Source organism: Klebsiella sp. OBRC7, assembly GCF_000293135.1.
GTDB classification, from domain to species: Bacteria; Pseudomonadota; Gammaproteobacteria; order Enterobacterales; family Enterobacteriaceae; genus Klebsiella; species Klebsiella michiganensis.
This window is the reverse complement of record NZ_ALNJ01000086.1, coordinates 148023-166946: the sequence shown is the minus strand read 5'-3', so window position 1 is coordinate 166946 and position 18924 is coordinate 148023. Positions and strand designations below refer to the sequence as shown.

The following is an 18924-nucleotide window of genomic DNA, read 5'->3' as shown; positions in this document are numbered from 1 at the left end:
ACACTTCATCCTTCAAGCTGCCTCTTTGTTGGCTTCGTTTGCCCGCCCCGGTCACTGACTTATGTCAGCTCCCGGGGACGAACAACCTTGCCGCCTCGATGCAGCATGAATGATTTTGTGTATAAGCATTGCCGCTTTTTTTCTAAAAACGCTTTGTTCTTAGCAAGATGTTTTAATTCCTTTATCAAATTCAGGCGCAACGAAATACTGCCCCCATAACAAGACAGGGGAGCAGACAACATGGTTTTTTCATCGCGTATCACACTCATTGCCGCGCTGGCGCTCGCGGCGTTCCAGGCCCAGGCGGTCAACGTTACCGTGGCGTATCAGACCTCCGCCGAGCCGGCGAAAGTCGCCCAGGCGGACAACACCTTCGCCAAAGCGAGCGGGGCGACCGTCGACTGGCGCAAGTTTGACAGCGGCGCGAGCATCGTGCGGGCGCTGGCTTCCGGCGACGTGCAGATCGGCAACCTCGGCTCCAGCCCGCTGGCGGTCGCCGCCACCCAGCAGGTGCCGATTGAAGTCTTTCTGCTGGCCTCAAAGCTCGGTAACTCCGAAGCGCTGGTAGTGAAGAAGAGCATCACCAAACCGCAGGACCTGATCGGCAAACGCATCGCCGTGCCATTTATCTCCACCACCCACTACAGCCTGCTGTCGGCGCTGAAGCACTGGGGGATTAAACCGGGGCAGGTGCAGATCCTCAACCTGCAGCCGCCGGCGATTATTGCCGCCTGGCAGCGTGGCGACATTGACGGCGCCTACGTCTGGGCGCCGGCGGTTAACGCGCTGGAAAAAGACGGCACGGTTCTCACCGACTCGTCGCAGGTGGGCGAGTGGGGCGCGCCGACGCTGGACGTGTGGGTGGTACGCAAAGACTTTGCCGAAAAGCATCCTGACATCGTCAAAGCCTTCGCCAAAAGCGCCATTGACGCGCAGCAGCCCTATATCGCCAACCCGGATGAGTGGCTGAAGCAGCCGGAAAACATCAGCAAGCTGGCGCGCTTAAGCGGCGTACCGGAAGCCGACGTCCCGGGGCTGGTGAAAGGTAATACCTACCTGACCGCCGCCCAGCAGGCGCAGGAGCTGAACGGACCGGTGAATAAAGCCATCATCGACACCGCTAAATTCCTGAAAGAGCAGGGCAAAGTGCCCGCCGCCGGCAGCGACTACAGCCAGTACGTCACCGACCGTTTTGTGAAGTAAAGGAGGTCTTGATGCTGCAAATCTCGCATCTTTCCGCCGATTACGGCGGTAAACCGGCGCTGGCGGATATCAACCTGACGCTGGACAGCGGCGAACTGCTGGTGGTCCTGGGGCCCTCCGGCTGCGGTAAAACCACGCTGCTGAACCTGATTGCCGGATTCGTGCCTTATCAGCACGGCAGCATCACTCTCGAAGGCCAGCGGGTTGAAGGACCGGGAGCCGATCGCGGCGTGGTGTTTCAGCACGAAGGGTTGCTGCCGTGGCGCAACGTGCAGGATAACGTCGCGCTCGGGCTGCAGCTGGCCGGAGTCGACAAAACGCAGCGCCGGGCCACCGCCGCGCAGATGCTGAAAAAAGTGGGCCTTGAGGGAGCGGAAAAGCGCTTTATCTGGCAGCTCTCCGGCGGCCAGCGTCAGCGGGTAGGGATTGCCCGCGCGCTGGCGGCCAACCCGCAGCTGCTGCTGCTTGATGAACCGTTTGGCGCGCTGGATGCCTTTACCCGCGAGCAGATGCAAACCCTGTTGCTCAGCCTGTGGCATGAGACCGGTAAGAAGGTGCTGCTGATTACTCACGATATCGAAGAGGCGGTGTTTATGGCCACCGAACTGGTACTGCTCTCGCCGGGGCCGGGCCGGGTGCTCGAACGGCTTCCGCTCGATTTTGGCCGCCGCTTCGTCGCCGGTGAATCCTGCCGCAGCATTAAATCGGACCCGCGGTTTATCGAACAGCGCGAATACGTCCTCAGCCGGGTATTTGAACAACGGGAGGCTTTCTCATGAGCGTGGTCATCAATGACAAACCGCGTCAGCGGGGGCTGAAGTGGCGCTGGCCGCTCTCGCGTCAGCTCAGCCTGAGCGTGGCGACCCTGGCGGTACTGCTGGCTATCTGGTGGGCCGTTGCCGCCCTGCAGCTGATTAGTCCGCTGTTTCTGCCGCCGCCGGGACAGGTATTGCAGAAACTTATCGCTATTGCCGGTCCGCAGGGTTTTATGGACGCCACTCTCTGGCAGCACCTGGCGGCGAGCCTGACGCGTATCGTTATCGCGCTGCTGGCGGCGGTACTGCTCGGCGTGCCGGTGGGGATCGCCATGGGGCTGAGCCCCACGGTGCGCGGGATCCTCGACCCGCTGATCGAGCTTTATCGCCCGGTGCCGCCGCTGGCCTATTTACCGCTGATGGTGATCTGGTTCGGCATCGGCGAGACCTCGAAGATCCTGCTGATCTACCTGGCGATATTCGCGCCGGTGGCGATGTCTGCGCTGGCGGGGGTTAAGAGTGCCCAGCAGGTGCGCATTCGCGCCGCGCAATCTTTAGGGGCCAGCCGGGCGCAGGTGCTGTGGCTGGTGATCCTGCCCGGCGCGCTGCCGGAGATCCTCACCGGCCTGCGCATTGGGCTCGGCGTGGGTTGGTCGACGCTGGTGGCCGCGGAGCTGATTGCCGCCACCCGCGGGTTAGGTTTTATGGTGCAGTCCGCCGGTGAGTTCCTTGCCACCGACGTGGTGCTGGCCGGGATCGCGGTGATTGCCATCATCGCCTTTTTACTGGAACTGGGGCTGCGCGCGCTGCAGCGTCGCCTGACGCCCTGGCATGGAGAAGTACAATGAGCGAACGTTTAAGCATTACCCCGCTGGGGCCGTATATTGGCGCGCAGGTATCCGGTGTCGATATTACCCGCCCGCTGAGCGACAACCAGTTTGAGCAGCTGTATCACGCGGTGCTGCGCCATCAGGTGGTGTTCCTGCGCGAGCAGAACATCACTCCCGAGCAGCAGCGGGAGCTCGCCCTGCGCTTTGGCGACCTGCATATTCATCCGGTCTATCCGCACGCGCCCGGCGTGGATGAGATTATCGTGCTCGATACCCATGACGATAATCCGCCGGATAACGATAACTGGCACACCGATGTCACCTTTATTGAGACGCCGCCCGCCGGGGCGATCCTCGCGGCAAAAGAGCTGCCGTCAACCGGCGGCGACACCCTGTGGACCAGCGGCATTGCGGCCTATGAGGCGCTCTCCGCGCCTTTGCGCCAGCTGTTAAGCGGCCTGCGCGCGGAGCATGATTTTCGCAAATCGTTTCAGGAGTATAAATATCGCAAAAGCGAAGAGGAGCATCAGCGCTGGCTGGAGGCGGTGGCGAAAAATCCACCGCTGCTGCATCCGGTGGTGCGCACCCATCCGGTGACCGGGAAGCAGGCGCTGTTTGTCAATGAGGGCTTTACCACCCGCATCGTTGACGTGACGGAGAAAGAGAGCGAGGCGCTGCTCGGCTTCCTGTTTGCCCACATCACCAAACCGGACTTCCAGGTGCGCTGGCGCTGGCAGCCGAACGACGTGGCGATTTGGGATAACCGCGTCACCCAGCACTACGCCAACGCCGATTACCTGCCGCAGCGGCGCATTATGCACCGGGCGACGATTCTCGGGGATAAACCCTATTATCGGGCGGGGTAATGCTTGTAGCCCGGTCGCGCGCCGTGGAGAACATCGGAAGCGGTATTGCACGTGGCTTCCCGGAGGCGGCGCTTAACGCCCCTGTCCGGGCTACCGATCCGCAGAAAGCGGTAAACCCGTAGCCCGGCTAAGGCGCAATGCGCCGCAAGCCGGGAAACAACCTACGATAAACGCGCCGCCTCCGGGAAAAAGCTTTTATGCCGATTTTTGCGCGTCCAGATGTACCCCAATATAGCGCTGATAGCGGTTCGCCTTCAGGTAGGTCAAGTCCACCAGCACCAGACCATCCACGCAGTTGTTGAAATCCGGGTCGCTGCCGAAATCGATAAACTGTACGCCGCCCGGCTCGCAAACTTCCGAGTACTGCTTATACAGCGGCGGGATCGCGCAGCCGAGGTTGCCGAGCAGGGACTTCAGCCGCGCCAGATCGTCGTTGTAATCTTCTCCGCCAAACTGCGCCAGCACATCGGGCAGCGAGGCCGGATAAGGGCGGCGCGACTCCGCCAGCGGATGCGTCGCCGGGAACCACAGTCGATAGAACGCGACCAGCAGATCGCGCGCCGACGGCGGCAGCCCGCCGGAAATCGACACCGGGCCGAACAGATAGCGATAGTGCGGATAGCGCGCCAGATACGCGCCGATGCCGGACCACAGGTAGTCCAGTCCGCGGCGGCCCCAGTAGCGCGGCTGGATAAAGCTGCGCCCCAGCTCAATCCCGTGCTGCAGAATATCGTCCATGCGCGCGTCGTAATGGAACAGGCTGTAGCTATAGACGCCGTTCAGGCCGCGCTTTTCCAACTGCATCGCGGTCGGCATAAAGCGGTAAGCGCCGACGATTTCCAGGTCTTCTTCATCCCACAGAATCAGATGCAGATAGTCGTCGTCGTAACCGTCAACGTCGCGACGTTTGCCGCTGCCTTCGCCCACCGCGCGGAAGGCGATTTCCCGCAGGCGGCCCAGTTCGCGCAGCACCGGCGCATCTTCCTGGCCGCGGCGCTGCCAGAGATAAATCACTTTGCCATCCGCCGTGCGCCCCAGCGTTTCCGCCCGTCCCAGTTCGCGCTTGAGCAGGGCGCGGTCTTCGGGTCGGGCGATAGCGCTTTCGCTTTTAAATACGCCGGGCTGCCCTTTTGCCAGCAGCTCCAGGTGGCGATAGCAGCGTTCGGTCAGCTCGCGAACAGAACGCTGAGGATCGAACCAGCTTGACCAGGCAATCTGTTGGCCGAAATTAACCGGCAGGCTGCCGTTGCGGCGGCGAAACATTTGCTGCATCAGCAGCAGCAGCGGCAGGCTATCGGAAATCAGCGTGCTGGCGTAAAACAGCGCGCTGTTGCGCGCGCGGATCCACGCCGGCAGCAGCGGGGCGCGGTATTTCGCCGCCAGCTTAATAAATCCGGAGTGCCATTTTTTATCGCGAATACCGCGCCGGGTGAGGCGTGAAACTTCACCCGCCGGGAAGAAAATCAGCACGCCGCCGTTTTGCAACTGGAGGTCCATCTGCTGCAGCGCCGCTTTGGCGGTTCGGCCGTTGATATTATCGACCGGAATAAACAGCGAGCTCAGCGGTTCAAGGTGGGTCAGCATGCGGTTGGTGACCACTTTGACGTCGCGGCGCACGCGGGACACCGCGTAGAGCAGGGCCAGGCCGTCAAGCGTACCGGTGGGGTGGTTGGCGATAATGACCAGCGGGCCATGTTCGGGGATTTGTTCGAGATCGTGCGCCGGGATAGCGCAGCGGATATTAAGATGTTCGAGCACCTGTTCGACCGTATCCAGTCCTTTCAGGTGATGATGGCGCGCGGCAAACTGCTGAAACTCTTCCTCATGCAGGAGCTTTTTCAGCACCTTTTTCTGCCAGAGCGCTGGCTTTGCCTGAGGCCACAGGTCATCGATGACATTGTCGAGACTAAACATAGCGGCACCTCCTCCGTCCTGCCCAGACAGTAGAAGGCGCAGATGTCGCTCAGATTACAGTTGAGTGAAGATTTGGGATTGGCGGGAGCTTATTTCCCCGGGTTGCGGCTGACGCCTTGCCCGGGCTACCGGCCCACATACGGTGGTGAACCCGTAGCCCCGGTAAGCGTAGCGCGACCGGGGAACAGTAATAGCCGAATTAACGCAGGATTTTCTTTTCGGCGAGATCGAGGGCGAAGTAGCTGAAGATCAGATCCGCGCCGGCGCGCTTGATTGCGCCGAGGCTTTCCAGCACCACTTTCTCTTCATCGATAGCGCCGGCCTGGGCGGCGAACTTAATCATCGCGTATTCACCGCTCACCTGGTACGCGCCGAGCGGCAGGTTGGTGCGCTCGCGCAGATCGCGCAGGATATCGAGATAGGGACCGGCCGGTTTGACCATCAGGCAGTCGGCGCCCTGGGCTTCGTCCAGCAGCGATTCGCGAATCGCTTCGCGGCGGTTCATCGGGCTCATCTGATAGGTTTTACGATCGCCTTTCAGCGCGGTACCCGCGGCTTCGCGGAACGGACCATAGAACGATGAAGCGAACTTGGTGGAGTAGGACATAATCGCCGTATCGGTAAATCCGGCGGCGTCCAGCGCCTGGCGAATGGCCTGCACCTGGCCGTCCATCGCGGCGGACGGGGCGATAAAATCCGCGCCTGCGGCAGCGGCGACCACCGCCTGCTTACCGAGGTTGGTAAGGGTTAAATCGTTATCGACGCCGTGGTCGCACAGCACGCCGCAGTGGCCGTGGGAGGTGTATTCGCAGAAGCAGGTGTCGGACATCACGATCATCTCCGGCACCGCCTCTTTACAGATGCGGGACATGCGTGCCACCAGGCCGTTTTCATTCCAGGTATCGCTGCCAACGGCATCGGTATGATGGGAAATCCCGAAGGTCATCACCGAACGGATACCGGCGTTGGCAATGCGCTCGATTTCGCGCGCCAGGTGTCTTTCCGGAATACGCATCACGCCGGGCATCGCTTCGATGGCTTTGTAATCGTCGATTTCTTCTTCAACAAAGATCGGCAACACCAGGTCGTTCAAACTCAGTGTTGTCTCTTCAAACATGGCACGTAGCGAAGCGGACTTGCGCAGTCGGCGAGGGCGAGTGATTAAATCTGTCATGGTTTGCCTGATTTTGTGAAATGAAAAAAGCGAGTTTACCTCAATTGGCGGCGGGATGTTTCGCCAAAACGATCCTTATCTATCGTCGGCAAAACATCCCAACAGGTTACTGGCTGGCGGTCTCAATTCCGGTGCGGACGCCGCTTAATTCACTGACCAGCTCGTTGATCCCGTCGCTCATGTTGTTGAAACGCGTCAATGAAGAGCGGGTCACCACCACGAAGGCGCCGACGTTAGCCTGCGGGTTCATCGCCATGTAGGTGATAAAACCGCCGCCGCCGCCGGTCTTCTGAATAATGCCCGGCTGGCCGTTTTTCGGCTTCATGTAGACCCAGCCGAGACCCAGCGCATCGGCTTTGCCCGGCACGTCCATCCCGATCACCCTCGTCAGCTGGCTGCGTTGATAAATGAGCGTCTGCATCCGGTCCGCCTGCTGACCGCGGGTGAAGAAATCGGAAGAGAGGAACTGCTGCATCCAGCGCATCATATCGCCAGGCGTGGAGTAAACGCCGCCGCTGCCGATGGCCGCCAGGGTATTGTTGCACGGGCTGGCCCCTTTCTCCGGGATCATCAGGCGCCGGCACTGATCGGGCGAAGGCGTAAAGGTGGTGTCTTTCATCCCCAGCGGACGGGTAATCTGCTCTTCAAACAGCTGTGGCCAGGGCTTGCCCGCGGCGGTAGAGAGCGCATCGGCGAGTAAATCGAACGCCAGATTGGAATAGGCGGCCTGCGAACCCGGCGCGGCTTTTAACGTTGCCGTGGAGAGCCAGTTCCAGCGCTGCTGGCGCGTCGGCCAGACGAACACCGGACGATGCGCCGCGCCGCCGGGCTGCTCGCGCGGCAGGGCGCTGGTATGGGTCGCCAGATTCACCAGCGTAATGGGCGCTCCCTGATATGTCGGCACGCGCGCGCCCGGCGGGGCGTATTTGCTCAGCGGATCGTTGAGCTTCACCACGCCCTGGTCGAGAAGTTTGACCAGCATTTCGCTGGTCATCAGCTTGCTCAGGGAGGCGATGCGAATCACCGAATCGAGCTGCGGGTGCTCATTATTGCCCGGGCGCGTCTCGCCGAAACTGCGGAATACGCGCTGGTTACCATCGATAACCACCAGCGCCATGCCTATCGCGCCGCTGCCGTAGTAGATATGGTTAGCGTAACGGTCGACAACATCCGCAGCGAATTCCGGGTCGACGCTCGGCTGCGCGGCCTGGGCCGATGTCAACGACGCCGCGCACAGCGCAGCAAAAATGAGCAGACTACGTTTCAACGGGGGCATCCATCATGGTGAAGAAAAATATAGAGCGTATTTATACTACGAAGCGCCGCCGAGCAAAGTGCTAATAACGCCATTCTGTGCGGAAAAACGTAACCTGGCGTAAAAAATCCTTTTTTTGCTTTCGGATAGCGGCTTTCGCCTGCGGGCGCGTATGATACTCGTTTTGGCTAAACATGGGTGGCAAGAGGCGATGGCGGCGAAACGGGTAGTGATGGTAGTGGATATGCAAAACGGCGTTTTCGCGACGCCGCGTATTGAGCGCGAGCGCTGCGCGGCGCAAATTAACCGCCTGATAAACGCCGCGGATACCGTTATCTTCATTCAGCACTGCGAAGAGGGTGGTCTGGAAGAGGGGAGCGAAGGTTTTGCTTTGCTGCCTGAACTGCACCAGCCGGCAGGCGCGTTGTTCGTGACCAAGACCGCCTGCGACGCCTTTTACCGCACCCGCCTGGAAGAGGTGCTGCGCGAACATCACATCACTCAGTTTGTGATTTGCGGCTGCGCCACCGACTACTGCGTAGATACCACCATCAAAAACGGCGCCAGCCGGGGCTATGCGATTACCGTCGCTGAAGATGCCCATACCACAGCCAACCGCCCGGCGGCGCAGGCCGTCACGCTGATCGCCCACTACAACGAGGTGTGGCGTACGCTGACCGTTCCGGGCAATCCTTTACAGGTGAAATCGACAGAAACAATTCTGAACGGATGGTCGGCGAACTAAGCTGCTGATATCCGGTCTCATCATCCGCCCACTTTGCTTCGCTGCGACGGCTTTGCGGCGGGCGTCTTTGTGGTACACAGCACAGCAAAACGAAAAAGAAGTTAGCAGGAGAGCATGATGTTTAAATCCTTTTTCCCCAAACCGGGGCCGTTTTTTATTTCTGCCTTTATCTGGTCGCTGCTGGCGGTGATCTTTTGGCAGGCGGGCGGCGGCGACTGGCTGCTGCGGGTCACCGGCGCATCCCAGGAAGTGGCGATTAGCGCGGCGCGCTTTTGGTCGCTCAACTACCTGGTGTTCTACGCGTTCTACGTATTCTGCGTGGGCGTTTTCGCCCTCTTTTGGTTTATTTACAGCCCCCACCGCTGGCAGTACTGGTCGATCCTCGGCACCTCGCTGATTATTTTCGTCACCTGGTTTCTGGTCGAGGTCGGGGTGGCGATAAACGCCTGGTACGCCCCGTTCTACGATCTTATTCAGGCCGCGCTGGCGACGCCGCATAAGGTCAGCATTAACCAGTTTTATCAGGAGATTGGCATCTTTCTCGGCATCGCGCTTATCGCGGTGGTCATCGGGGTAATGAACAACTTCTTCGTCAGCCACTACGTTTTCCGCTGGCGTACCGCCATGAACGAACACTATATGGCGCACTGGCAGCATCTGCGCCATATCGAAGGCGCCGCGCAGCGTGTGCAGGAAGATACCATGCGCTTTGCTTCCACCCTGGAGAGCATGGGCGTCAGCTTCCTTAACGCGGTGATGACCCTTATCGCCTTCCTGCCGGTGCTGGTGACGCTCTCCGCGCACGTCCCGGATTTACCGATTGTCGGCCACCTGCCTTACGGCCTGGTGATTGCCGCCATCATCTGGTCGTTAATGGGTACCGGCTTGCTGGCGGTGGTGGGGATCAAGCTGCCCGGCCTGGAGTTCAAAAACCAGCGCGTTGAGGCCGCCTATCGTAAAGAGCTGGTGTACGGCGAAGATGACGCCAACCGCGCGACGCCGCCGACGGTGCGTGAGCTGTTTGGCGCCGTGCGCCGCAACTATTTCCGCCTCTATTTCCACTACATGTATTTCAATATCGCCCGTATTCTGTATCTGCAGGTGGATAACGTTTTCGGTTTGTTCCTGCTGTTTCCGTCGATTGTTGCCGGTACGATTACGCTGGGCCTGATGACCCAGATCACCAACGTCTTTGGCCAGGTTCGCGGTTCGTTCCAGTATCTGATTAGCTCATGGACTACACTGGTTGAGCTGATGTCTATCTACAAACGTCTGCGCAGCTTCGAGCGCGAGCTGGATGGCATAGAGCTGCAGACCGTGACGCAAACATTAAGTTGATCAACACAAGGATGAACCATGCCGGTAGCGCAATCCAGAATCACTTCTCTCACCCTGACGCTACTGGCAGGGATTGTCCTCACCGCCTGCTCCAGCAAGCCGGAGCCGGTGCTGAAAAAGGGCGAAAAGGCGATTGATGTTGCCGCGGTGGTGCGGCAGAAAATGCCCGCCAGCGTGAAAGATCGCGAGGCCTGGGCGCAGGCCATCGCCAAAACCTTTGCCAGCCAGAAGCTGGCGCCGACGGAAGAGAACGTCTGTTCGGTGCTGGCGGTGGCGCAGCAGGAATCCAACTATCAGGCCGACCCGGCGGTGCCCGGGCTAAACAAAATCGCCTGGCAGGAGATTGACCGCCGGGCGGAGAAAATGCATATCCCGGTTTTTCTGGTGCATACCGCGCTGAAAATCAAATCGCCCAACGGCAAAAGCTATAGCGAACGCCTCGATAGCGTGAAAACCGAAAAGCAGCTGAGCGCGATTTTCGATGATTTTATCGGCATGGTGCCGATGGGGCAGAAGCTGTTCGGCTCGCTGAACCCGGTGCATACCGGCGGCCCGATGCAGGTCAGCATCGCCTTCGCCGAGCAGCATACCGACGGCTACCCGTGGAAAATCGACGGTACCGTGCGCCAGGAGGTGTTCAGCCTGCGCGGCGGTCTGTGGTTCGGCACATATCATCTGTTGAACTATCCGGCGAACTACAGCGTACCGCTGTACCGTTTTGCCGATTTCAACGCCGGATGGTACGCCAGCCGCAACGCCGCCTTCCAGAACGCCGTTGCAAAAGCGACGGGCGTGAAGCTGGCGCTGGATGGCGATTTGATTCGCTACGATAGCGACGAGGCCGGAACCACCGAACTGGCGGTGCGCCGGTTATCCTCACAGCTGGCAATGAGCGATGATGATATCCATCGTCAGTTAAAGAAGGGCGATACTCTGGCGTTTGAAGAGAGCGATCTCTATAAGCAGGTGTTTCGCATCGCCGATAAGAAAGCCGGCAAAGCGCTCCCGCGGGAGGTGCTGCCGGGCATTCAGCTTGAGAGCCCGAAAATCACCCGTAACCTGACGACCGCCTGGTTTGCCAAACGCGTTGACGACCGGCGGGCCAGCTGTATGGCGCGCCGTTAGCGGCGGCTGCGCCAGCGGAATATCAGCCCAGGTATACCAATGAGCACGCAGCCCGCCAGGAAGGGAATCAGGCCGAACAGGGTACCGACCACCAGGCTAATCTCGACCCGCGGGCGGCTGCTGTCCTGCATTTGAATCAGATGCTCAAAAACGCCGGGCGCGTGGATCAGCATACTCAGCATTTGCGCACCGGCCCAGAAGCAAAACAGCACAAACAGAGCGTAAGCGATGTTGCTGCCGGTGAGAGAGCCCCTCTTTTTGCCGCCGTTGACGGTCTTTGCAAAGGTGAACTCTGCCATCTTGACCTCCGTACTTCACTTTCTTGCCGTTTTTTCCACGGCGACGTAGAGGGTAATTCTGGCAACGAAGGGGGGATTTCAGTATCAGATTGCTGGTAATTTCCGCCCAGGAATATTCCTGATTTCATCGGGTTGTGAGTTTGCTACAAATTTGTGAAATTTAGACCGATATCGCAATGTGCGACAATTCTCAACGCCGCTACAGACCCGCGGTGGCGGCTATGCGAAGATGCTTTTTTTGTTGTCGGAGTGGTTATGAAACTCACGGAAAAAATCCGCCGCGATTGGCACTACTACGCGGTAGCGCTGGGGTTAATTTTTATTATGAATGGCGTGCTCGGGCTGCTCGGGTATGAAACCGAAGGCTGGCGTTCTTACGCGGTTGGGCTGGTGACGTGGGTCATTAGCTTCTGGATTGCCGGGTTTATTATTCGCCGCCGCCCGGCAGAGGAAGCGTGAACCGGAGGGGGGTGAACTCGTAGCCCGGCTAAGCGCAGCGCGAGCCGGGAAGATGCCGGGATGATACATCAACCCCGGCGGACTCCCCGGGTCGCGGCGTAAACGCTTACCCGGGCTACCGCCGGCAGACGGTGGTGAACCCGTTTCAGGGATTAATTCATCGATGTTTTCAGCGCCCGATCGGCGGCGTGACGCTCAAGCGCCAGCTCAATCAGGCGGCTAATCAGGCTGGTATAGTCCAGACCGCTGGCCTGCCATAGCTTCGGATACATGCTGATGTTGGTGAAGCCCGGCAGCGTATTGATTTCGTTAATCACCACGTCGTTATCGGCGGTCAGGAACACATCGACGCGCGCCATGCCGCTGCAGCCGAGGGTCTGGTAGGCGCGAACGGCGATATCGCGAATTTTATCGTTTACATCGCTGTCGATGGCCGCCGGAACCACCACTTTCGCGCCCTGATCGTCAATGTACTTGGTGTCATAGGCGTAGAATTCGCTGTTGAGGACGATTTCACCGCAGGTGCTGGCCTGGGGATTATCGTTGCCCAATACCGCGCACTCGATCTCACGCCCTTTAATCCCCTGTTCAACCACCACTTTATGGTCAAATTCGAAGGCCAGTGCGACGGCCTGCTGATACTGCTCTTCGCTGTTGACCTTGCTGACGCCCACCGAGGAGCCCTGGTTCGCCGGTTTGACGAACAGCGGCAGGCCCAGCTTCGCCTGCACCTCGGCAAAGCTCACCTGATGACGGTTGGCGCGGGTCAGGGTAATAAAAGGCGCAATCGACAGCCCGGCATCGCGCAGCAGACGCTTGGTCACGTCTTTGTCCATGCAGGCGGCGGAGCCGAGGACGTCGGAGCCGACGAAGGGCAGGTTAGCCATCCGCAGCATACCCTGCAGAGAACCATCTTCCCCCAGGGTGCCGTGAACAATCGGGAAAATGACGTCGATGGCCGCCAGCGGCTGGCCGCTATCGGCGTTAATCAGCTGCTGCGCTTCGCGTCCGGGAATTTGCGCCAGGGTAATATCGGATGGGCGCAGGGCAATATGGGCGGGGTCCTGCGGATTGAGCAGATAGTTGCTGGCGTCGTTGATATGCCACTGCCCCTGCTTATCAATCCCCAGCAAAACGACGTCGAAGCGCGTTTTGTCGATGGCTTCCACGATATTTTTCGCTGACTGTAGCGATACTTCATGTTCTGCCGACTTACCGCCGAAAACGATCCCAACCCTCATCTTAGCCATTTCAACTTCCATCATGATTACATCAAAGGGCATAACATAGCATGTGAAACGGCCGCCTGGCTGCCATAATATTCACCGGGTAAAGCATTGGGAGGCAGCGCGTGAAAGGAAAAGGGCTTATCGTTCTGTTGGCGCTGCTGGCGGCCGGATATTACGGCTATCGTTATCTTCCCGCGCACTATAACCCGCTGGCGCCGCTGCGTCTGGAGGATCCGCCGGGGTTCATCACCCACTATAAGCTGCGGCGATTGACGCCGGGACAGTGCGCCAGGCTGCTGAAGGAAGCGAATCAGCGAAATCTCATCACCAGCCGGGCGGTGACCGATAGCGGGGGAGAGTGCCCCCTGCAAAACGTGGTTCGGGTACGCGATTTTGGCGCGGTAAAGCTCAGCAGCAGCTTCCTCGCCAGCTGCCCGCTGGCGTTAAGCAGCGCGCTGTATGTGCAACAGCAGGCGAAACCGCTGACTCGGCGAATGCTTGGGCAAGAGCTCCGCCAGGTCGACCATTTTGGCAGCTATGCCTGCCGTAATATTTACCATCGTCAGAACGCGCGGCGCAGCGAGCACGCTACCGCGGAGGCGCTGGATATTAGCGGCTTTCGTTTGGCCGATGGCCGACGCATCAGCGTGCTGAAAGGGTGGCCCGATGCGCAGTATCACCCCTGGCTGCAGGCGTTACTGGCCGGCGGCTGTGGCTATTACGGCAACGCTTTAGGGCCGGACTATAACGCGGCCCATGCGAACCATTTTCACCTCGGTATGCGCGGCCAGGGGTTCTGTTTCTGAGCATAACTCGCTGTATATCACGCTTTTCACCACGAAATTATTCGCAACAGGGCAATCTGGTGTCATAAAACACTAAACTCGCCGTCAGCGCATCTCTGGTAGTACGTCGGACAGGGGAAGTTGCTAAGCTAGTTAATAATTGCCAAAAAATTAATGAATACGCGTAGTTATGGAATCCTGGAAGGTTAATCTTATCTCCGTCTGGTTTGGCTGTTTTTTTACCGGCCTGGCCATCAGCCAAATTCTTCCCTTTTTGCCGCTGTACGTTTCCCAACTGGGCGTGACCTCACATGAAGCGTTATCCATGTGGTCGGGCCTGACGTTTAGCGTCACTTTTCTGGTGTCGGCGATTGTCTCGCCGATGTGGGGGAGCCTCGCCGACCGCAAAGGGCGCAAGCTGATGCTGCTGCGCGCCTCGCTGGGGATGGCCATCGCCATTTTACTTCAGGCGTTCGCTACCAACGTCTGGCAGCTGTTTATCCTGCGCGCGGTGATGGGACTGACTTCCGGCTATATTCCCAACGCCATGGCGCTGGTGGCGTCTCAGGTTCCGCGCGAGCGTAGCGGCTGGGCGCTGAGCACGCTGTCTACGGCGCAGATAAGCGGCGTGATTGGCGGGCCGCTGCTCGGCGGTTTCCTGGCTGACCATGTCGGTTTGCGCGCCGTATTTATCATCACCGCGATTTTGCTGACCGTAAGTTTCCTGGTCACGCTGTTTTTGATTAAAGAGGGCGCCCGGCCGCAGGTCAGCAAGGCGGAGCGGCTGAGCGGCAAGGCGGTATTTGCCTCGCTGCCCTATCCGGGACTGGTGATCAGCCTGTTTTTCACCACTCTGGTGATCCAACTGTGCAACGGCTCAATCGGCCCGATTCTGGCGCTGTTTATCAAGTCGATGGCGCCGGATAGCAATAACATCGCCTTTCTCGCCGGCATGATCGCCGCCGTGCCGGGCGTGTCGGCGCTGATTTCGGCTCCCCGTCTGGGGAAACTGGGCGACAGGATTGGCACCTCGCGGATACTGCTGGCGACGCTGTGCTGCGCGGTGGTGATGTTCTTTGCCATGTCGTTCGTTACGACCCCATTCCAGCTTGGCGTCCTGCGGTTCCTGCTCGGTTTTGCCGATGGGGCGATGCTGCCGGCGGTGCAAACCCTTCTGCTCAAATACTGCAGCGACAGCGTCACCGGGCGTATTTTCGGCTATAACCAGTCGTTTATGTATCTTGGCAACGTGGCCGGGCCGCTGATCGGCGCGTCGGTCTCGGCCATGGCCGGCTTCCGCTGGGTGTTTATCGCCACGGCGGTTATTGTGCTGATCAATATCTGGCAGCTGGCCATTATGCTGCGCCGCAGCCGCCGTTCTGCGGCTTAATTCCGCTCTTTCTCCTCGGCCGCGATGGATGCGACAGCGTCAGTAGCGGCCTCGGTGTTCCCGAAACTTTAAATGTATCACCGATCACAAAACGATCATTTTCCCTTCTCATCCTCTTCTATTCCTGACTGTTACGCGTATACAGTTACGCGTAACAGTTACTGAAAAAGAGGTTTTATGCGAAATTTATTTGATTTGTCAGGGAAGCGCGCGCTGATCACCGGCTCCGCTCAGGGGATTGGCCATCTACTGGCCGGCGGCCTCGCCGAGTACGGCGCGGAGATCATCATCAACGACCGAACGCAGGCGCGCGCGGACCAGGCGGCGCAGGCGCTGGTGGCGCAGGGCTTTCGCGCGGTAGGGTATGCATTTGATGTCACCCAGGCGGCGCAGGTCGAGCAGGCGATAGCCCGCATCGAAGAGGAGGTCGGCGCCATTGATATTTTAATTAATAACGCCGGGATCCAGCGGCGTTTCCCTTTTATCGAATTTCCGGAGGAGGAGTGGGATAACGTTATTGAGGTCAATCAGAAGGGCGTTTTCCTGGTTTCTCAGCAGGTGGCGAAATATATGATGGGCCGCCGCGCGGGGAAAATAATTAATATTTGCTCAATGCAGAGCGAGCTGGGGCGTAAAACCATTACGCCTTATGCGGCCTCGAAAGGGGCGGTTAAAATGCTGACCCGCGGCATGTGCGTTGAGCTGGCCGAATATAATATTCAGGTTAACGGCATCGCGCCGGGATATTTTGCCACCGACATGACGGCCGCCCTGGTCAACGATGAGGCGTTTTCCGCCTGGCTGTACCAGCGTACCCCTGCGGCGCGCTGGGGAAAACCAGAAGAACTGATTGGCGCCGCGGTATACCTGGCCTCGTCGGGGGCAAACTTTGTTAATGGTCATTTGCTGTTTGTGGACGGCGGAATGCTCGCCGCTGTCTGAATCACTTCGCGTCCTTCGGACAGCAGCGTGCCCGCACTGCCTGAAGGACGGAGTATTAAACCCGTGTGATGATATTGATATCTGAGGAGTGCTTATGCACATGCTCGCGAAATTACCCGCGCGTCGCTGGTGGTATTTAATGCCGATTATATTTATTACCTATAGTCTGGCCTACCTTGACCGTGCGAATTATGGTTTTGCCGCTGCGGCGGGAATTGAAAGCGATTTGGGTATTACCAAAGGAACGGCATCGCTTATTGGTGCGTTATTTTTTCTCGGCTATTTCTTTTTCCAGGTACCCGGCGCGATATATGCGGTAAAACGCAGCGTGCGAAAAATGATTTTCTTTAGCCTGATTTTATGGGGATTCTGCGCAGCGGCGACCGGGTTCGTCAGCAATATTCCGATGCTGATGGCGATTCGCTTTACCCTTGGCGTGGTTGAGGCGGCGGTGATGCCGGCGATGCTGATTTATATCAGCAACTGGTTTACTAAAACCGAGCGTTCGCGCGCCAACACGTTCCTGATCCTCGGAAACCCGGTAACGGTGCTGTGGATGTCAATCGTTTCCGGCTACCTGATTCAGGCGTGGGGCTGGCGCGAAATGTTTATCATCGAAGGCATTCCGGCGCTACTGTGGGCGGTATGCTGGTGGATACTGGTGCGCGATAAACCGTCCGAGGTTTCCTGGCTGAACGAGCAGGAAAAAGAGACCCTGCAGAAGGTGATGGACAGCGAGCAGAGTCATATCAAGCCGGTGCGCAACTACGGTGAAGCACTGCGCTCGCGTAATGTGATCATGCTCTGCGCCGTGCACGCGCTGTGGAGCATCGGCGTGTACGGCTTTATGATGTGGATGCCGTCGATTCTGAAGAACGCCGCGCAGATGGATATCGTGGCGGTGGGCTGGCTGGCGGCGGTGCCGTACCTGGCGGCAATTATCCTGATGCTGACGGTCTCCTGGCTGTCGGATAAGTTCCAGAATCGTAAACTGTTTATTTGGCCGTTATTGCTGATTGCCGCTATCGCTTTCTTTGGCTCCTGGCTGGTGGGCAACCAGGCGTTCTGGCTCTCCTATGCGCTACTGGTCATTGCCGCGGCCTGCATGTATGCGCCCTATGGGCCGTTCTTCGCGCTTATTCCTGAACTGCTGCCGCGCAACGTTTCCGGCGTATCGATGGGTTTAATCAACAGCTTTGGCGCGCTCGGCGCTTTCCTTGGCGCGTGGCTGGTGGGGTATCTCAACGGGATTACCGGCGGGCCGGGGGTTTCCTATACCTTTATGGCTGTCGCGCTGCTGTCCTCCGTCGTGCTGATGTACAACGTGCGCGCTAACCCGCAACCCGTTTCCCCGGTGACGGCAAAAAAGGTCGCCGGCTAACATAAACCGCCGCTGCTGTGGTAAGGTTCTCTGCGAGCATAAAAGTCGCTTGTCGTAGAGAACCTGATGAAAAACAACCGGATGACATTGCAGGATATCGCCAACCTGGCGGGGCTGAATAAAATGACGGTCAGCCGTTATTTACGTGACCCCGGCCAGGTTTCTGAGCGCAGCCGTGAGCTGATTTCAAAGGTCATGGAAGAGAACAACTATATCCCTAACCGCGCCCCGGAAATCCTGCTTAACGCCCGGAGTAAAACGATTGGCGTGCTTATTCCCTCCTTCCGCAACCAGATTTTTGCCGATGTGCTGGCCGGCATTGAGTCGGTGACCTCCGCGCACCAGTATCAGACCCTGATTGCCAACTACGAATATGACCCGCAGCGCGAAGAGCGCGAAGTGCTCAATCTGCTCTCTTATAATATCGATGGGCTGATTTTGACCGGGAAGCAGCACAGCGATCGCATGGTGCAGTACGTGCGCGCCAGCGGTATCCCCGTCGCTGAACTGATGGACTACGGCGGCCAGCAGCTGGATATCCAGGTGGGGTTCGATAACGAAAAGGCGGCGTGGGATATGACCCATGCTTTTCTTGAGAGCGGCAAACGGGCGATCGCCTTTTTTGGTTCAATGGACGATCCCCGCGATTTGAGCCGCTTCCGCGGCACCGAGCTGGCGCTGGCGGAGCACGGCCTGAAGGCGTATCACATGGCGCCGCGAACCATCTCCTCGGTTGCGCTTGGCCGGCAGATGTTCCTCCAGATGCAGCAGACGCGCCCGGATATTGACGCCATTTTTTGTACCAACGACGATCTGGCGGTGGGGGTGCTGCTCGAGTGCCAGGCGCAGGGGAAAGCCGTCCCGCAGGCGATCGCCATCGCCGGTTTTCACGGGCTGGAAATTGGCCGTGCGCGGCTGCAAAAAATAGCCAGCGTCATTACTCCACGTTATGAAATCGGTAAAACGGCGAGCGAAATACTTATTGCGCGCCTGACCGGTAAAGACGCGCCGGACAGCGTGAATCTGGCCTACCAGATATATTATGGCGATACGTTATAGTTATCGATAGAATAGCGATATTCCATTTTATTCTTATTTGTTAAAGTTGGTTATGATGCTTATTAATCCGCATTGAGTAAATTCCTGGCGGGTGGCATGCAAAGAGCAAAACGTTTCGCTTGTTATTCACCGGCGTGGCGAACTTTTTTAAAAAATAATAGTGGCAACCGACGGC

At 58.4% G+C, this 18924-nt stretch carries 19 protein-coding genes; 14 read left to right on the top strand and 5 right to left on the bottom strand.

Annotation, left to right across the window (positions count from 1 at the left end; all coding sequences use genetic code 11):
- The first annotated feature begins 240 nt into the window (after positions 1-240).
- From tauA to HMPREF1144_RS33890, 5 genes are read left to right on the top strand one after another with little or no spacing between them, the layout of a single operon-like run.
- Positions 241-1203, top strand: a complete 963-nt coding sequence (gene tauA, locus HMPREF1144_RS18490; RefSeq protein ID WP_004848133.1) for a taurine ABC transporter substrate-binding protein — start codon at positions 241-243, stop codon at positions 1201-1203.
- Between the two features lie 11 nt (positions 1204-1214).
- On the top strand, positions 1215-1982 hold the full coding sequence (gene tauB, locus HMPREF1144_RS18485) for a taurine ABC transporter ATP-binding subunit (protein WP_004848135.1): 768 nt from the start codon (positions 1215-1217) through the stop codon (positions 1980-1982).
- Entirely contained in the window at positions 1979-2806 is an 828-nt protein-coding gene (gene tauC / locus HMPREF1144_RS18480; protein WP_004848136.1) for a taurine ABC transporter permease TauC, read from the top strand. The genes tauB and tauC overlap by 4 nt, the downstream gene beginning before the upstream one ends.
- Positions 2803-3654: a taurine dioxygenase gene (tauD, locus tag HMPREF1144_RS18475; protein ID WP_009653577.1), complete on the top strand. Its 852-nt coding sequence runs from the start codon at positions 2803-2805 to the stop codon at positions 3652-3654. The genes tauC and tauD overlap by 4 nt, the downstream gene beginning before the upstream one ends.
- The gene (locus HMPREF1144_RS33890; RefSeq protein WP_004848139.1) at positions 3654-3776 is read left to right on the top strand and encodes a hypothetical protein; all 123 of its coding nucleotides are present in this window, start codon (positions 3654-3656) and stop codon (positions 3774-3776) included. Before tauD ends, HMPREF1144_RS33890 begins: the two co-directional genes overlap by 1 nt.
- Positions 3777-3849: 73 nt before the next feature.
- Here HMPREF1144_RS33890 and HMPREF1144_RS18470 read toward each other — a convergent pair whose 3' ends face one another.
- The 3 genes from HMPREF1144_RS18470 to ampH all read right to left on the bottom strand — a co-directional run bounded on the left by HMPREF1144_RS18470 (position 3850) and on the right by ampH (position 8009).
- Positions 3850-5568, bottom strand: coding sequence for a lysophospholipid acyltransferase family protein (locus tag HMPREF1144_RS18470; RefSeq protein WP_009653599.1), 1719 nt, complete (start codon positions 5566-5568; stop codon positions 3850-3852).
- A gap of 199 nt (positions 5569-5767) precedes the next feature.
- The gene (hemB, locus tag HMPREF1144_RS18465; RefSeq protein WP_004848143.1) at positions 5768-6742 is read right to left on the bottom strand and encodes a porphobilinogen synthase; all 975 of its coding nucleotides are present in this window, start codon (positions 6740-6742) and stop codon (positions 5768-5770) included.
- Between the two features lie 106 nt (positions 6743-6848).
- Positions 6849-8009 carry a D-alanyl-D-alanine-carboxypeptidase/endopeptidase AmpH gene (ampH, locus tag HMPREF1144_RS18460; protein ID WP_009653608.1) on the bottom strand — a complete coding sequence of 387 codons (1161 nt, stop codon included), beginning with the start codon at positions 8007-8009 and terminating at the stop codon, positions 6849-6851.
- Between the two features lie 220 nt (positions 8010-8229).
- Here ampH and HMPREF1144_RS18455 point away from each other — a divergent pair, with 220 nt between their 5' ends.
- From HMPREF1144_RS18455 to HMPREF1144_RS18445, 3 genes are all read left to right on the top strand, one after another.
- On the top strand, positions 8230-8742 hold the full coding sequence (locus tag HMPREF1144_RS18455; RefSeq protein WP_160741885.1) for a cysteine hydrolase family protein: 513 nt from the start codon (positions 8230-8232) through the stop codon (positions 8740-8742).
- Between the two features lie 117 nt (positions 8743-8859).
- A complete protein-coding gene (gene sbmA, locus HMPREF1144_RS18450) occupies positions 8860-10080 on the top strand; it encodes a peptide antibiotic transporter SbmA (protein ID WP_009653560.1) in 1221 nt (406 codons plus the stop codon).
- A gap of 18 nt (positions 10081-10098) precedes the next feature.
- Positions 10099-11205 carry a DUF1615 domain-containing protein gene (locus tag HMPREF1144_RS18445; protein ID WP_009653549.1) on the top strand — a complete coding sequence of 369 codons (1107 nt, stop codon included), beginning with the start codon at positions 10099-10101 and terminating at the stop codon, positions 11203-11205.
- Here HMPREF1144_RS18445 and HMPREF1144_RS18440 read toward each other — a convergent pair.
- A complete protein-coding gene (locus tag HMPREF1144_RS18440; protein WP_009653569.1) occupies positions 11202-11504 on the bottom strand; it encodes a DUF2755 family protein in 303 nt (100 codons plus the stop codon). The genes HMPREF1144_RS18445 and HMPREF1144_RS18440 overlap by 4 nt on opposite strands.
- Before the next feature lie 255 nt (positions 11505-11759).
- Here HMPREF1144_RS18440 and HMPREF1144_RS18435 point away from each other — a divergent pair, with 255 nt between their 5' ends.
- Positions 11760-11963, top strand: a complete 204-nt coding sequence (locus HMPREF1144_RS18435) for a DUF2754 family protein (RefSeq protein ID WP_009653609.1) — start codon at positions 11760-11762, stop codon at positions 11961-11963.
- Between the two features lie 152 nt (positions 11964-12115).
- Here HMPREF1144_RS18435 and ddlA read toward each other — a convergent pair whose 3' ends face one another.
- Complete coding sequence (ddlA, locus tag HMPREF1144_RS18430) at positions 12116-13213, bottom strand: D-alanine--D-alanine ligase (RefSeq protein WP_014228134.1); 1098 nt, start codon at positions 13211-13213, stop codon at positions 12116-12118.
- A gap of 101 nt (positions 13214-13314) precedes the next feature.
- On the opposite strand from ddlA, the gene HMPREF1144_RS18425 reads away from it, so the two are divergent.
- The 5 genes from HMPREF1144_RS18425 (at position 13315) to idnR (ending at position 18749) form a co-directional block, all read left to right on the top strand.
- Positions 13315-13998: an extensin family protein gene (locus tag HMPREF1144_RS18425; RefSeq protein WP_009653590.1), complete on the top strand. Its 684-nt coding sequence runs from the start codon at positions 13315-13317 to the stop codon at positions 13996-13998.
- A 169-nt stretch (positions 13999-14167) separates the two neighbouring features.
- On the top strand, positions 14168-15367 hold the full coding sequence (locus HMPREF1144_RS18420) for a multidrug efflux MFS transporter (RefSeq protein WP_004848151.1): 1200 nt from the start codon (positions 14168-14170) through the stop codon (positions 15365-15367).
- A 177-nt stretch (positions 15368-15544) separates the two neighbouring features.
- Complete coding sequence (gene idnO, locus HMPREF1144_RS18415; RefSeq protein ID WP_009653611.1) at positions 15545-16309, top strand: gluconate 5-dehydrogenase; 765 nt, start codon at positions 15545-15547, stop codon at positions 16307-16309.
- A 94-nt stretch (positions 16310-16403) separates the two neighbouring features.
- Positions 16404-17690 carry an MFS transporter gene (locus HMPREF1144_RS18410; protein ID WP_042928000.1) on the top strand — a complete coding sequence of 429 codons (1287 nt, stop codon included), beginning with the start codon at positions 16404-16406 and terminating at the stop codon, positions 17688-17690.
- 66 nt (positions 17691-17756) lie between these two features.
- The gene (gene idnR / locus HMPREF1144_RS18405) at positions 17757-18749 is read left to right on the top strand and encodes a DNA-binding transcriptional regulator IdnR (RefSeq protein ID WP_004848154.1); all 993 of its coding nucleotides are present in this window, start codon (positions 17757-17759) and stop codon (positions 18747-18749) included.
- The last annotated feature ends 175 nt before the right edge of the window (positions 18750-18924 follow it).

What these genes read in the sequence shown, in the direction of transcription:
- tauA (WP_004848133.1), top strand. Translation starts at nt 241, where the DNA reads ATGGTTTTTTCATCGCGTATCACACTCATTGCCGCGCTGGCGCTCGCG.
- tauB (WP_004848135.1), top strand. Translation starts at nt 1,215, where the DNA reads ATGCTGCAAATCTCGCATCTTTCCGCCGATTACGGCGGTAAACCGGCG.
- tauC (WP_004848136.1), top strand. Translation starts at nt 1,979, where the DNA reads ATGAGCGTGGTCATCAATGACAAACCGCGTCAGCGGGGGCTGAAGTGG.
- tauD (WP_009653577.1), top strand. Translation starts at nt 2,803, where the DNA reads ATGAGCGAACGTTTAAGCATTACCCCGCTGGGGCCGTATATTGGCGCG.
- HMPREF1144_RS33890 (WP_004848139.1), top strand. Translation starts at nt 3,654, where the DNA reads ATGCTTGTAGCCCGGTCGCGCGCCGTGGAGAACATCGGAAGCGGTATT.
- HMPREF1144_RS18470 (WP_009653599.1), bottom strand. Translation starts at nt 5,568, where the DNA reads ATGTTTAGTCTCGACAATGTCATCGATGACCTGTGGCCTCAGGCAAAG.
- hemB (WP_004848143.1), bottom strand. Translation starts at nt 6,742, where the DNA reads ATGACAGATTTAATCACTCGCCCTCGCCGACTGCGCAAGTCCGCTTCG.
- HMPREF1144_RS18455 (WP_160741885.1), top strand. Translation starts at nt 8,230, where the DNA reads ATGGTAGTGGATATGCAAAACGGCGTTTTCGCGACGCCGCGTATTGAG.
- sbmA (WP_009653560.1), top strand. Translation starts at nt 8,860, where the DNA reads ATGTTTAAATCCTTTTTCCCCAAACCGGGGCCGTTTTTTATTTCTGCC.
- HMPREF1144_RS18445 (WP_009653549.1), top strand. Translation starts at nt 10,099, where the DNA reads ATGCCGGTAGCGCAATCCAGAATCACTTCTCTCACCCTGACGCTACTG.
- HMPREF1144_RS18440 (WP_009653569.1), bottom strand. Translation starts at nt 11,504, where the DNA reads ATGGCAGAGTTCACCTTTGCAAAGACCGTCAACGGCGGCAAAAAGAGG.
- HMPREF1144_RS18435 (WP_009653609.1), top strand. Translation starts at nt 11,760, where the DNA reads ATGAAACTCACGGAAAAAATCCGCCGCGATTGGCACTACTACGCGGTA.
- ddlA (WP_014228134.1), bottom strand. Translation starts at nt 13,213, where the DNA reads ATGGCTAAGATGAGGGTTGGGATCGTTTTCGGCGGTAAGTCGGCAGAA.
- HMPREF1144_RS18420 (WP_004848151.1), top strand. Translation starts at nt 14,168, where the DNA reads ATGGAATCCTGGAAGGTTAATCTTATCTCCGTCTGGTTTGGCTGTTTT.
- idnO (WP_009653611.1), top strand. Translation starts at nt 15,545, where the DNA reads ATGCGAAATTTATTTGATTTGTCAGGGAAGCGCGCGCTGATCACCGGC.
- HMPREF1144_RS18410 (WP_042928000.1), top strand. Translation starts at nt 16,404, where the DNA reads ATGCACATGCTCGCGAAATTACCCGCGCGTCGCTGGTGGTATTTAATG.
- idnR (WP_004848154.1), top strand. Translation starts at nt 17,757, where the DNA reads ATGAAAAACAACCGGATGACATTGCAGGATATCGCCAACCTGGCGGGG.